The sequence below is a fragment of the Paenibacillus sp. DRB1-1 genome (assembly GCF_052119485.1).
Lineage (GTDB): Bacteria > Bacillota > Bacilli > Paenibacillales > Paenibacillaceae > Paenibacillus > Paenibacillus polymyxa_B.
The window spans coordinates 43,506-57,727 of sequence record NZ_JBODQH010000002.1 but is presented as its reverse complement, the minus strand read 5'-3'; the positions used below and the strand labels follow the sequence as shown (position 1 = coordinate 57,727).

The 14,222-nt window shown below is 42.8% G+C and carries 11 protein-coding genes; 8 read left to right on the top strand and 3 right to left on the bottom strand.

The features are described from left to right. Positions 1-193 precede the first annotated feature (193 nt). On the bottom strand, positions 194-1,579 hold the full coding sequence (locus ACQW03_RS25010; RefSeq protein WP_441952539.1) for an MFS transporter: 1,386 nt from the start codon (positions 1,577-1,579) through the stop codon (positions 194-196). 111 nt (positions 1,580-1,690) lie between these two features. Between ACQW03_RS25010 and ACQW03_RS25005 the strand changes: the two genes are divergently transcribed. Next, positions 1,691-2,578 carry a LysR family transcriptional regulator gene (locus ACQW03_RS25005; RefSeq protein ID WP_441952537.1) on the top strand — a complete coding sequence of 296 codons (888 nt, stop codon included), beginning with the start codon at positions 1,691-1,693 and terminating at the stop codon, positions 2,576-2,578. 169 nt (positions 2,579-2,747) lie between these two features. Here ACQW03_RS25005 and ACQW03_RS25000 read toward each other — a convergent pair whose 3' ends face one another. Further along, positions 2,748-3,590 carry an AraC family transcriptional regulator gene (locus tag ACQW03_RS25000; RefSeq protein WP_441952535.1) on the bottom strand — a complete coding sequence of 281 codons (843 nt, stop codon included), beginning with the start codon at positions 3,588-3,590 and terminating at the stop codon, positions 2,748-2,750. Positions 3,591-3,739: 149 nt separating this feature from the next. Between ACQW03_RS25000 and ACQW03_RS24995 the strand changes: the two genes are divergently transcribed. The 3 genes from ACQW03_RS24995 to ACQW03_RS24985 all read left to right on the top strand — a co-directional run bounded on the left by ACQW03_RS24995 (position 3,740) and on the right by ACQW03_RS24985 (position 9,037). Continuing rightward, positions 3,740-5,800, top strand: a complete 2,061-nt coding sequence (locus ACQW03_RS24995) for a beta-galactosidase (protein ID WP_441952533.1) — start codon at positions 3,740-3,742, stop codon at positions 5,798-5,800. Positions 5,801-6,063: 263 nt separating this feature from the next. Then, positions 6,064-6,993, top strand: a complete 930-nt coding sequence (locus tag ACQW03_RS24990; RefSeq protein WP_076294729.1) for an ArsR/SmtB family transcription factor — start codon at positions 6,064-6,066, stop codon at positions 6,991-6,993. 283 nt (positions 6,994-7,276) lie between these two features. Further along, on the top strand, positions 7,277-9,037 hold the full coding sequence (locus ACQW03_RS24985) for a glycoside hydrolase family 2 protein (protein WP_441952530.1): 1,761 nt from the start codon (positions 7,277-7,279) through the stop codon (positions 9,035-9,037). Between the two features lie 355 nt (positions 9,038-9,392). On the opposite strand, the gene ACQW03_RS24980 is transcribed toward ACQW03_RS24985, so the two are convergent. Next, positions 9,393-9,734, bottom strand: coding sequence for a winged helix-turn-helix transcriptional regulator (locus ACQW03_RS24980; RefSeq protein ID WP_076294731.1), 342 nt, complete (start codon positions 9,732-9,734; stop codon positions 9,393-9,395). A 106-nt stretch (positions 9,735-9,840) separates the two neighbouring features. On the opposite strand from ACQW03_RS24980, the gene ACQW03_RS24975 reads away from it, so the two are divergent. The 4 genes from ACQW03_RS24975 to ACQW03_RS24960 all read left to right on the top strand — a co-directional run bounded on the left by ACQW03_RS24975 (position 9,841) and on the right by ACQW03_RS24960 (position 14,214). After that, on the top strand, positions 9,841-10,755 hold the full coding sequence (locus ACQW03_RS24975; protein WP_076294732.1) for an arginase family protein: 915 nt from the start codon (positions 9,841-9,843) through the stop codon (positions 10,753-10,755). A 393-nt stretch (positions 10,756-11,148) separates the two neighbouring features. Further along, positions 11,149-11,835 (top strand): cyclase family protein, encoded by a 687-nt coding sequence (locus ACQW03_RS24970; RefSeq protein WP_220031374.1) that lies wholly within the window; start codon positions 11,149-11,151, stop codon positions 11,833-11,835. 677 nt (positions 11,836-12,512) lie between these two features. Beyond that, positions 12,513-13,568: a glycosyl hydrolase gene (locus tag ACQW03_RS24965; RefSeq protein ID WP_441952777.1), complete on the top strand. Its 1,056-nt coding sequence runs from the start codon at positions 12,513-12,515 to the stop codon at positions 13,566-13,568. A 541-nt stretch (positions 13,569-14,109) separates the two neighbouring features. Then, a complete protein-coding gene (locus tag ACQW03_RS24960; RefSeq protein ID WP_023988604.1) occupies positions 14,110-14,214 on the top strand; it encodes a DUF6254 family protein in 105 nt (34 codons plus the stop codon). Positions 14,215-14,222: the final 8 nt, after the last annotated feature.

Here is a 14,222-nt window from a genome sequence, read left to right as displayed (position 1 = left end):
AACAAACCACAAAAGCCGCAAGTCTCCAATAACCCTGGAGATTTACGGCTTTTGTGGTTTGAATGTAGCGAAGTTTTATGTAGCAATGTCGCTGAATTAAAACTTGTTGTAGTAGATCTTTACGCCAAATAAATGACATTTGATGCATGATGATTGGTGCCGCGCGCTGGTTTGAGATATGAACTTAGTGAACCTACGACTCATGCAATTGCGCTGACTCCCGGTGACGCCGACTCATGAATACCAAAGACAATGCAATTACCGTGAGGATAATCCCAAGCATTTGAAACCCCTTGAAGCTAAACGTACCTCCCATTACGATAGCTATCAATAATGAAGAGATAATGGTTCCCAGATATCTGGATGTGTTAAATAATCCGGATGCTACACCGATTATTTCTTTTGGAGAACTTTGGAACAGGGCTGCTTGCATACCTACATTGTTCAAACCGTTGCTAATTCCGAATGCAGCTAAAGCCAAACACACGCTGATAACCGGTGAAGTTGGATTCAATGTCACGAGCCACACTGACCCTAATGTCATCAGAATTGCGGAAGCTAACAATGCGGGTCTGGGTCCTGACTTATCGATCCATTGTCCTGCAATTGGAGAAGTAATTAGCGAGCACAAGCCTAAGCTTAGCATGAGAATGCCTGTTTGGAACTCGCTGACATGACGTACCATTTGCAAGTAGGACGGAAGCCCGAAAAAGAGCGAGTAATATAGTACATTAACGAGTATGAATTCAACATTCACCCAAGTCATTGCAGGGTACTTGGCGAATGTACGTAAAGGAATAAAGGGTGATGTCGCTTTTAACTCATGTCGTACGAATATCCCCAGCGCAACGAGACCTATCAGCCCGACAATGACATTTGCTAATGAGATATGTCCAAATGATTTTGCTGAGAGTAATCCGACGAGCAGGGTAACCAAAGCCACTGTGAAGAGTAGAATCCCTGATGCATCAATCAATTCAAACCATTTACGAAAGGACATGTTGCGTGCTACGTATGTTGGCAGTTCATCCTTAGGAATATTCCTCCAAGCCAATACAAAGCTGGCCACCACAAACGGAATATTGATGATAAATATAGCAGGCCAATTCCACCAATGAATCAAGACCCCGCCAATAAAGGGGCCAATTGCTGCTGCTCCAGATAGGAATATGGACAAAACAGACAGCGCAGTTGCTTGTTTCTCTGTAATATGAATTCGAACAATAGCCATTCCAACCCCAACCATCATGCTTGTTCCGATGGATTGCACAATGCGGAACACGATGAGCCACCCGAAATTTGGTGATAATGGAGCCAATAATGATGCAATGAAGGCTACAACAAGCCCTGTAAGAAATATCTTTCTACGACCAAATAAATCGCTGGCTTTTCCCATGACAGGTTGAGCGATGCTACTTGCAATGTAGAAAGAAAAAATAATCCAGGAAACACCTGTAAAGTCAAGCTGGAACACATTTTGCAGACTTGGAATAGCAACAGAAACCATCGAAGAATTTAATGGGTTCAATAGTATCCCTAGACCAACTGAAATCATTAACCACCAGCTGCGAACGCTCATTTCTGGTCCCCCCATAGCGAATTAATGTCATCGTACTTGAAATCGATTATTTATTCCAACGCATTTGATGTTATAATCTCATTGACTTGGGGGAATGAATGGAGGATCATAATGGAACTTCTTCAACTGCAATATTTTCTGACGGTAGCTCGTTTGGAACATGTGACCGAAGCTGCACGAAGTCTGCACGTTACTCAATCGTCGCTGAGCAAAACGATTCAGCGCCTGGAGGAAGATCTGGGGGTTCCTCTATTCGATCGAACAGGGAGGAAACTGCGATTGAATGAGTTCGGAAGCAGATTCCTTCACCGTGCAGAGAGGGCTTTATTTGAATTGGAGCAGGGGAAGCAGGAGCTTAGTGATTTATCCAGCCCGGATCATGGCACTCTCGAATTGGCGGTGACCACCGCTAGCACATTACCCAATATCCTTCGAGAGTTTCGAAAAAAGCGACCCTATATTCAATTTCATGTGCAAATGCTGACCACGCAGGAAATGGTAACGCTTCTTCATAGAGGCGAGGTCGATTTTTGCTTGTCCTCACCTCCAATAGAGGGAGATGACATCGAATGCCAAATCGTGTTTATCGATCCAATCCTTGTAGCTGTTCCAAAGGGGCATCGGCTGGCAGATCGAAGCAGTGTAACGTTGACAGATCTAAGGGATGAATGGTTTGTCGGTGTAAAGAGAGGCTACGGTACTCGCGATTTAGTGGACTCTGTATGCAAATCGGAAGGATTTGTACCTAAATATGTGTATGAGGGGGATGAACCTGCAAGGCTTAGTACTCTTGTGGAAGCTGAAATTGGCATAGCCTTCATACCAAGCACGGCAAGGAATTCACGGGAACATCTTAAATATCTCCAAGTAGGAAATCACGAGCTGGTACGGGAGATTGCTTTATTATGGCACAGGAGTCGGTATATTTCGCGGGCTGCTCTGGAATTCCGTGAGGTAGTTGTAGAATATTTCGAAGCGATATCCAAACAGACAAATTAATCCCAAATATAAGCGAAATAAAAAACATTAACAGAAGCGGTAGCGTAGGACATGTTAACAAAACGTCCTAAGCGGCCGCTTATTCTTGTATTCAACTGCAAAATTTGTAATTTCGATTTGTACGCTGCCATACACACACGCATAGCTATTGAAGGAGTTTTGGTTTGTACTAACCCATCCTTCTCAGCTGGCGAAACTGCTCCGGCGTGATGCCTGTATGCTCTCGAAACCTCTTGATAAAATAGCTGCTTTGATGAAAGCCGGTTTCCAGTGCAATCTGCTTTACAGTGAGTGCCGTGGATACAAGGAAATGTTTGGCCAGCGTTATTCGGCATTGGAGCAAATATTGAGCTGGAGTACTACCCATGATCTGATGGAAGAGTCGGCTAAAATGAAAGGAGCTATAACCTGACGTCGCAGCCATTGTCTTCAAATCGAGCATGTTTCGACAATGCATACGAATATATTCCGCCGTATGACGAATCCTCTCATGGACGGTGCCGCCGGGAGAGGTGCCGAAAATTTGGTGGGAATGATGGACGACCTCCAGAAGGACTTCGTAAAGCAGGGAAGAGATCCGTACATCATAGTCGTGACGGTAAGTTTGGGCAAGTTGCAACATTTCTTCCATCAGCGGTTTCAAACGTTCTGGCCGGTGGAGCGAGAACAGATATGGTTCGTGCATGCTTCGACCTTGTAATAGCGAATCTACATCCTGCCCGTCAAAATGAATCCATCGGACATCCCAGGGATCCTCGGGTTTAGTTCGGTATTGCTGCGTCGTATGCTTGCCGAAAAGAAAGCCCATGCCAGGGGTAAGCTCGATTTCCTTCCCATCATGCACAATAACGCCTTTGCCTGCAAAAATGATATGTAAATTGTATTCTTTCAGTAATCCTGCATTCCTTCGCTCCCCATGATTGGGGAAGTTCTTGTAACGCCCTAACGATTCGGGAAACAGCATACCTTTATTTAGAATGGGCGAAGGAAGATAACAATCTATTTTAATCATGTATCCATCTCCTTGAGTAAGTTAGCAAAAAAGTAATTCAATTAGCAAAATCGAGTTATTCTAATCCTTTTATTCTTATATTACAATAGATGCGATTATCAGAGAATCACATTTTTGTACTATCATTTCTACTGAAGGAGAATTGGAGCATGCCGAAATCCTTATCTTTAGATCGCTTCCATTTGGGAGCTTGTTATTATCCTGAGCACTGGGACGAATCGTTGTGGTCGGACGATCTCATAAGAATGAAGGAACTGGGCTTCAGTATCATTCGGATTGGAGAATTTGCTTGGTCGATCTTCGAGCCGGAGGAAGGAAAGTTCGAATTCACGCTGTTTGACCGTTTCTTGGAGCAGGCAGACGCGAACGGGATTCAAGTGATCATGGGCACACCAACAGCTACGCCACCGGCATGGGTTACTTATAAGTATCCCGAGGTGCTGAACGTATCCATGGAAGGGGTCACGTTCCAACACGGTCAGCGTCGGCATTATAACTACAGCAGTCCCGTTTATTTGGAGCTTTGCGCACGTATTACAAGAGAGATGGCACAACATTACAAAGATCATCCGGCCATCATTGGGTGGCAAATTGATAATGAACTGAACTGCGAGATAAACGTCTTCTATGCCGAGGCAGATCATCAGGCTTTCCGGCGCTGGCTAGAGGCAAAATACGGTACGTTGGAGCAACTCAACAAGGCCTGGGGTGCTGTATTCTGGAATCAAACTTATGACAGCTGGAAGCAGGTCCATCTAACTCGTCCGACCGTATCCGGGTCAACGAATCCTCATCAGGTTTTGGACGAGAAGCGATTTATATCCGATAACACCATTTCGTTTGCCAAGCTACAAGTGGACATACTTCGGTCAGTAGCGCCTAATCAGTGGGTGACAACCAACGGTGTATTCGGGCATTTGGATAGCCATAGGATGACGGAACAACTACTTGATTTTTTCTCGTACGATTCTTACCCTCAATTCAGTACCATTTATCCGGACCAAGGGGAGAAGCCATTGCTGGATCGCAAGTGGGGGCTTTCTTTAAGTAACGTCAGAGGGATGTCACCAAATTTCTGCGTGATGGAGCAGCAATCCGGTCCAGGAGGATGGGTGAACAGGATGGAAATGCCAACTCCGCGCCCGGGGCAGATGCGATTGTGGACCTACCAAAGCATTGCTCACGGGGCAGACATGATTTTGTATTTCCGCTGGAGAACGGCAACGTTTGGTACGGAAATGTACTGGCATGGAATTAATGATTATCACAATCAGCCGAATCGTCGGGTCGCAGAAGCAGGCCGCGTCGGTAAGGAGCTGCAAAAGGTTGGAGGGCGGATTCTTGGCAAACGTTACGTGGCAGAGGTTGCTCTACTTCGTGACTATGATAACGAGTGGGATGGCGAGTTGGATAAATGGTATGGTCCCTTGACAAAGCAAAGTGAGCTCGGCTGGTACAAGGCACTGCAGTATGGACATATACCTTCGGATATGGTTACAATACGTCCGGGTATGGAATCAGAACAGCTGCGGGAACTGGCCAATTACAAGGTGCTGGTATACACGCATCCGGCGATCCTACGAGACAGTACGGCAGCTATGTTACAGAAATATGTAGAGGATGGGGGCATCCTGATCTTCGGCTGCCGCACCGGTTATAAGAATGAGTTCGGTCACTGCCGCATGCAGCCACTCCCAGGCCCTGCAGCCGCAATGAGCGGCGTTCATGTAGAGGACTTTACGATGATAAATGGGACGGCATCACCTGTATCGGTGCGATTTAAGGATCAAGTTCTTGATTTTTGGGCTCCAGGCTTCAACGATATATTGAATGTTCATGGTGATACGGTAGAAGTACTCGCAGAGTACGCATCAAGCTACTATGAAGGGAAACCGGCCTTGACCGTCAACCGTGTCGGCAAGGGACTGGTCTACTATTGGGGTGCAGCTTTTGACTTAGCGTTAGCGGCTGAGCTCCTAAGACAGCTGCCGGTGACATCTCCGATTGCCGGGTGGTGCAAAGCTCCTTCGACGGTAGAAGTCGCTATTCGTGCGGATGTACAAGAAGAGCTGGTATTTCTACTGAATTACAGCGGAGAAACGGCTCAGGTTAAACTGAGTGTTGAGACGGAGGAACTCCTTTCCGGTAGCAGGCTTACTGGTACCGTACCTTTGGAACCGTTTGGAGTATGGGTATTAAAGAAAGTTTAAAATGAAGAGAGCATCAGCCGCTGATCTTAATCCGATGATCAGTGGCTTTTTATTGCATAAAGCAAGGGAATAACGTGTTGCTTTTGTGTACAGGGTTCGGCCCAATAATCGCTGTCTTTCCTATAGGTTCTTGAACCAGAGAAATCGGACACGATCGGTATTTAATACAAAATTAATAATTTAATACAAGTTTATTGACTCATTCAAGGCATACAAGTAAACTTATTGTAATATAATCACAGTAAATTGAGATGGGTGATGCAATGCTTGAGCTTAGTTTTGATGATCCAGACAAGCTGGTAACGGTTACGCATGCTTTATCCACCCGTTCCCGAGTTGATATTCTCCGCCTCTTGATTTCTAAAAACCTTAATATTGTAGAAATAGCGGAAGCTCTTCAACTTCCGGTGTCTACGGTAGCCAACAATATCAAGGTTCTGGAGGCTGCTAGACTGATTAATACAGAGCTGCTGCCTGCCTCACGCGGCGCGATGAAGATGTGTAGCCGCAATTATGATGACATTCATATTGCACTAAATCTTGAAAAAGCAGTACCCAAAGGGGATGTACAGATCTACGAAGTGGACATGCCGATCGGTCATTATAGCGATTGTGAGGTTTCACCGACGTGCGGTATGGCCAATGCAGACGGGATGATCATACGCGAGGACGAACCGGCGAGTTTTTTCCACCCGAAGCATATCGGAGCCCAGATGATATGGTTCCGCAAGGGCTATGTCGAGTATTTAATGCCGCTCGAAATACCGGCAGGAGCGCGAATAGAATCGCTTGAGCTATCGATGGAAATGTGTTCTGAAGCACCAAACTATGACAACAATTGGCCTTCTGATATTTCCTTGTGGGTTAATGGCGTGGAGATTGGCATGTGGACGTGTCCCGGTGATTTTGGAGACAGGCGCGGCAAGCTGAATCCTACCTGGTGGTATGAGTGGTCTACCCAGTATGGGTTGCTCAAGACCTGGCGAGTAGATAAAGAGAAGACTGCGCTGGATATGGAGAAGGTTTCCTCGGTTACACTGGATCAGCTCAACCTGCAAAACAGCCACAAGTTGCGTTTGCGGATCGGAATTAAGCCAGATGCGGTGCATCAAGGTGGGCTCAACCTGTTCGGAAAGCAATTTGGAGATTATGATCAAAATATCAAAATGACTGTGAATTATGTCATGGATTGAGATATTGGTGAAATGGATAGGCTTTAGTTGCAGGTGCTTCTCTGTAGCTAAAGCCTTATTCAGTTTATTAGTTACATAAAATTAACTTGAAAGCGTTGACATTAAAAATGCATCGCTATATAATCCCCTAAAGATACAATAATAGTGTAACAAATTGATTTTATTGTTTTTATTTCGAAGCGGAAGCAAAGGATGACGATTGGACCTACAGATGATAGCAATACACTGTAAAGTCATCAGGCTAAGGTGACTAAATATATATCAAAGGATAGGTGGAAACTGTATGACTACAAACGCTTATATCAAAAATTATCCAAGGCCGCAATTTGTCCGCAAAGAGTGGCTGGATTTGAATGGGGAGTGGGATTTCGCCTTCGACGACGGCAAAGTGGGTGAAAGCGAGCAATGGTATCATCATTTTCCGAAGGAAACCAAAATCCTCGTACCTTTTACTTATGAAACCAAGGCAAGCGGGATCGGAGTCGAAACCTTCCATCCGGTGGTCTGGTACTGCAGGAGCGTGAAGGTCCCGCAGGAGGCAATAGCGAAAAGGACAATTCTACATTTTCAGGGTGTAGATTATAAAGCGAAATGCTGGGTGAACGGAATTATGGCTGGTGAGCATGAAGGAGGTTATGCTGCGTTTTCTTTCGACATCACACCCTATATCACTTACGACTCGGAGAATAGCATCGTGCTTAAAGTGGAGGATAGTCAGAGCTGCACGCAGCCCCGGGGAAAGCAGCGTTGGGTGGATCAAAACTTTGAATGCTTTTATGTACAGAGCACCGGAATCTGGAAAAGTGTGTGGATTGAATATGTGAATGAGGTAAGAATCAATGAGGTCAAGATAACACCGGATATCGACCGTCATATGATCCGCTTTGACTTTCAGCTCATGGGTATCGAGGGTAAAGATAATTTACGCCTAGAGACACGGATTACGCTGAAAGGACAGCATGTGAATAAGGTCAGCTTATCTGCCGACAGGCCCTGGATAACGGTAGAGGTCCATGTATTTCATGAAGCCGGTGGTCCATGGAAGCAGTGCTTGTGGTCACCGGAATCGCCAAACTTGTTCGATGTAGAGATTATTCTGTATGAGGATGAGAAACAGTGCGACAGGGTGTATTCTTATTTTGGCATGCGGAAAATATCGATTGAAAACGGACAGGTTCTATTGAATAATGGCCCTCTTTACCAGCGGCTGATTCTGGATCAGGGCTACTGGCCGGAAACACATCTGACTCCGCCGTCTGAAGAAGCTCTTATCGAAGATATCGATAAAATAGCCGCGATGGGATATAACGGGGTTCGTAAACATATGAAGTTGGAAGACCCTCGCTTTTTATATTGGTGTGATGTGAAAGGCATGCTCGTCTGGTCGGAAATGGCGTCGACCTTTGAGTTCAATGATCAGGCGGTTAGCCGCTTTACGAAGGAATGGCTGGAAATCGTGCCGCAGCAGTACAATCATCCAAGCATCATAACTTGGGTCCCGTTCAATGAATCGTGGGGCATATCGACCATTGGACATGATGTAAGGCAGCAGCAGTTCACGCAAACCATCTATCATCTGACGAAGACGATTGATCCGTATCGTCCGGTGATTACCAATGACGGATGGGAGCATACAGTCTCGGATATTTTAACCCTTCATGATTATGTGGAGACGGGCGAAGAGTTTTTGGAGCGATATCAGGACAAGGAAAGCATCGTAAACAACAGCATCTCCTTTAACAATTGGAAATATGCCTTTGCAGAAGGGTATGCCTACCGGCGACAGCCAATTATCATAAGCGAATTCGGCGGCATTGCCTTCCAGACGGACAAGGGCTGGGGATACGGAAACCAGGTGGATTCAGTCAAAGCTTTTATCGAACGTTTCCGTGCAATCACCGGAGCAATTAAAGCGACCCCCTATCTCTCGGGCTATTGCTATACACAGGTAACTGATGTACAGCAGGAAGTCAACGGATTGTTGACGGAAGACCGAGAACCGAAGGTTCCGCTTGAAGTGATTCGGGAGATAAATCTGGCTTGAAAAGATAATTAAATTTCTAGAACGGCTGCATGATGTTGTCCAGTCATTGCTGCATTCACCTGTCGTACAAGACTTTTGTTACACACAGCTGACGGAGTTGGAACAGGGAATCAACGTTCTGCTGACGCATGATAGATAACCGAAGATGCCGACCGAACAAATCAGAGCCATTATGGAAGGCCGCCTTTCCTCTTCGGTTGGAGAATAAGAGGAAGTATATGAATACGGCATCTTCAGCATTTAGAGCTAAATAAACAAAGTGTCACCGCTGTTAACCATAAAGTTTAACTTGGGATAGCAGTGTTGGAAAACAGGACAACTTTTCGCACACAGGATTTTTAGTAGAAAACTGGATTTAATTATTTTGGTTTTTTGTTCCCCACTCACATAACCCTTCCAAAACAGGTAATAGCGTTTCTGCTTTATCTGTGAGACTGTACTCGACTTTAGGGGGGACTTGTGGATATTCTTTTCGATTCACCAGACCATCCGCTTCCAATTCTTTTAGTTGTGAACTCAATGTTTTATAAGTAATAGCCCCTATCTGTCTTTTCAGATCATTAAAGCGAACTGTTCGGTTTTCGGCTAGGAGATAAATAATAACCATTTTCCATTTACCACCAATCAATGAAACTGTATAACCAAAAGGTGTATCTTGAATATTTTTAACTTTACCTTTAAATTCAGTCATACTCATGTTTACACTATCCTTTCGGGTAGTACCTATCAAAATAGTGCGTACTACGTTTTTATTTGTGTTCAGTTTATACTAACCTTACTTTTGAAGTAAAGGAGAGAAAAACATGACTAAAAAAACAATACGCCTGTTAATGCCACAATGGCAAGGGGGAAACAATCCTAATTACTCTTTTGGAGCCGAACTGCTTGCTTGGCTAGCTCCGGATAATGAACAACCCCTTATTCATGTTCCAGTTCAAGCTTATAAGGGTACTCCGCTTGAAAACGAAAACGGTATGAATGGGAGAAAACAGCTACTTGAACAGTTAGAGGCTGCTCAGCATATCATTGATGCTCATAAGCCAGATCGCATTGTAATGTTTGGTGGTGACTGCTTAGTGGAACAAGCACCATTTGCCTATTTGAACGAACGATACGGTGGGGAATTAGGTTTAATTTGGATCGATGCTCACAGTGATTTAGTTAGATATGTGGGCTATGATAATGGTCATACATTACCGCTCGGAAATCTTTTGGGAGAAGGAGATGAGGAGTTCGCAAAACATGTGAAAATCCCACTAAAACCTGAAAATGTCTTTATCGCGGGATTAGCGGCTCCTACAGAACAAGAAACAGAAGTCATTTCAGAAGCGTTTCAAAGACTAGATATAGCTCCTGTAGAATCAGACACAGAAATGATTCAAAGACTAGGAATTAAAACTGCAGGAACCAAAGAGTTAACGGATAGTACTGAATCTATAAGAGAATGGATTAAAGAAAGTGGCATTAAGCACCTAGCTATTCACCTTGATTTAGATGTGCTTGACCCAAAAGCATTTCGCTCTTTATTATTCGCCAACCCTGAAGCACCTTATAATTTTTCTCCTGCGGGAACAATGCAAATGCCTCAGCTACTTAATCTGATTAAAGAACTATCTGAAGAAACAGATGTAGTTGGATTAGGTATAACGGAGCATATGCCATGGGATTCTATTAACTTAAAGAATCTGCTTGGAGAGATACCTATTTTAAATAAGTAAGTTCATACACGGATTATAATAGAACAATGATCTGCTTAATCATAAAAATACACTCACGCACTTTATGTTTGCGAGGGTGTATTTTTATGATTAAGTGATGTTGACATTATATATTTGGGATTATGATATTTAATATCTTAGGATAATCGGTTATTATTTTTATATTATCTTTCTTAAAAGGCAATCAATCAAGGAGAAGTGGTCGTATGATTTCAGGAAAGATAGGGCGATTGAATATAAAATATAAATTAAAATGAGGGAGTTGACCTGTAGGGATATGGTCTTTTTATCAGTTTGTCTGTTTGTACTCCGCTTATACTTTTCGGAAGCTACACATTAGGCGAATATCCCCTATAATGGATTCTTAAAACTAAATTACAGGAGCGTCTTAGTATGTCAAAATACGTTGAAATCGGTTACCCAATATATGAAGGAATGCCTGTTTATCCAGGATTGCCAGAAGTGAAGTTAGAGCCTAGAGAACGTTTGGACAAAGGGGATGCCTGGAATGGAAGTGTGTTAAGTATGTATCTTCATGTCGGCACCCATGTCGATGCACCGTGGCATCATTTAAATAACGGTAAGGGAATAGATGCTGTTCCGATTGAAGAATTCATCTATCGAAAACCGCTATTAATTGATTGTCCTCTTGATCCGAACGGCTTTATTACCATTGAAAAGCTTCAGGAATATGAAGAGCTGCATGAAGCGGATATTCTCATCTTTAATACAAGCTATTGGAAACACCGAGATACGGATTTTGAGAAATACGCTAATAATTTCCCAGCCGTCTCTCCCAAAGCAGCGGAATTCATCCGTAAAAATTTGCCGAACTGCAAAGCTGTGGCCATTGATACCATGAGCATTGAAAATCTGGAAGAAGCCCAAAAAAACGGCTATTTTGTTCACCATGCCTTCTTAGACCATGAAAAATATGAAGAGCCGACAATGCTCATTTACGAAGACATAAACCCTGCACCATTAATTGGTAAAAAGCTCTTATCTGCTTTCACAGCACCACTTCGCATTAAAAATCACGATGCATCTATGGTTAACATCATTGTTGAAGTAGAAGAATAAAAGCTAACCAGGAACAATAAGTTGATGGAACACAGGTGCAGACTTCAGCACTGCAAGGAGAGACAACAACATATACGCATAAGAAGTCGCCATTTTGGCGGCTTTTTTGTTTTGCGAACATCTACGCTAAGCCTTCAGATGTAATCAACTTATTTTGATAGACGTTGGTTAGCCGCTATTTATTTGTTTTGCTTTTTATAACATGGCGTGTCAAATGTGCGGGCATACAGTCTTCTATATAGCACCATAATAACAATAATTTGAAAAAAAATATTTACATAAGAATGAAAAGGAAAATATTACTTTAAGCATATTCTTAGCTCTAATATTCTTTATGAAGTTGAATTCTAGTTGTTATAAGAATTATTTTTTTGCTCTTTTAGAACTATTTTAATCTATTCATTTGAGGTCGATATAATTGAGGTGCTTTTATTTGTAAAAGTCAAATTTTATAAGGAACTAGTATCAACTCGCTAGAATGAAAAATAATGTAGCTTTCAATCAGAAGTGTCATAGGGAGAAATATCAACAGTGAAATCAATTAATTGAATACGATGGTAAAAATCGACCAGCCGTTCCTTTAGAGAGGAGGTGGTACATAAAAATATTGGGGATTCTGTTAATTATGAAAACGAGAATTAAAAAATGGAGGTTTTGTTATGCACAAAAAATATGGAATGATTTACTTCTTACATACTCTGTTAATCGCTTCGACTTTCTCACAGACAGCATCTGCACATACGGTGAATCCTAATGGACAAGCCACAACCAAGGAAGTGATGAACTGGCTCGCTAATCTGTCATCGGAAAATCGCGTAGTGTCAGGAGCATTCGGCGGGTACACAAATGCGTCATTTTCTATGACCGAAGCTAATCGAATTGAAAATGCAACAGGACAGTCCCCTGCCGTGTATGGCTGTGATTATTCAAGAGGATGGATGGAGACTTCTAATATTGCCGATTCGATCGATTATAGTTGTAACACCGATTTAATCTCTCATTGGAAGAACGGAGGTATACCTCAGATCAGTATGCATCTGGCTAACCCTGCGTTTAACTCTGGAAATTATAAAACCCCAATCTCAAACAGTCAGTATGAAAGAATCCTAGACTCATCAACTGAAGAGGGCCAGCGATTAGACGCTATGTTAAGTAAAATTGCCGATGGCCTTCAGCAGTTAGAAGATGAGGGTGTTCCTGTTCTTTTCAGACCTCTTCACGAAATGAATGGAGAATGGTTCTGGTGGGGACTTACCGATTATAACCAAGAGGACAGCGAACGTATCACTTTATATAAACAGCTTTATAAAAAAGTCTATCATTATATGACCGAAACAAGAGGCCTGGACAACCTGATATGGGTATACGCACCAGACGCCAACCGAAACTTTAAGACAGACTTTTACCCTGGATCTTCATATGTTGATATTGTTGGATTAGACGCTTATTTCTCAGATCCTTATTCGATTCAAGGATATGACGAGTTAACAGCTCTTGATAAGCCTTTTGCTTTCACAGAAGTCGGTCCGCAGGCAACCAATGGTAGTATGGATTATTCTTTATTTATCAATGCCATTAAAGAAAAATATCCGAAAACCATTTATTTCTTAGCTTGGGATGAGGGATGGAGCCCCGCAGCTAATAAAGGTGCCTACAATCTTTATAATGATGGTTGGACACTGAATAAGGGGGAAATGTGGGAAGGCAGTTCACTTGCATCATTTGCTGAATAATTGATCATTAGTTCGTTAAACAGGACTATGAAGAATGCAAGTTCTTCATAGTCTCTTAAAAAACATGTCCTTTAGGAAGTTACAATAACAGCTAATGTATGAACATAATAATATTTTTTATATCACTTACATAAATATTTCTCGGAAACTAGCGGTTCAGCCGATAAGTATTCTTCTTACACACCTTCCAATCTTTCGGGCGCATCACCGATATTTCTGATTATTTGTGTTGTATTATATGTACTAAATCCTCTTTTCGGAAGGCAAAGGGCCGATTTCTAGTATGTTAAGGAGAAATCGGCTGTTTTTTTAAAATTGTTCCCAGCGCAGCGCTTGAGTTAGCTCCGTTTGCTCAATTAATGCAATCTCCAGTAAACCCAGAATACATGAAGCCATGCTCCCAGCTATTCCTTTGAAACGGTTTGGAACCCCTGAATTATTACAAAAATCCAACGAATTTAGTTTTATGAATGAACAGAGCTGAGAAATGACAACTTAAGAAAGTAGTATACATCACAATTTCCAAAGGAGGATATCTGTTATGGCTCACCAGAAGAAAAGGAAAGAAGCAGCCTGGAAGTCACGAAAGCAAGAACAGCATCCCCATGGTAAAGTCAAATCGCTCAAGGAGCTGTCCAGCGAATAGGAGTGAGG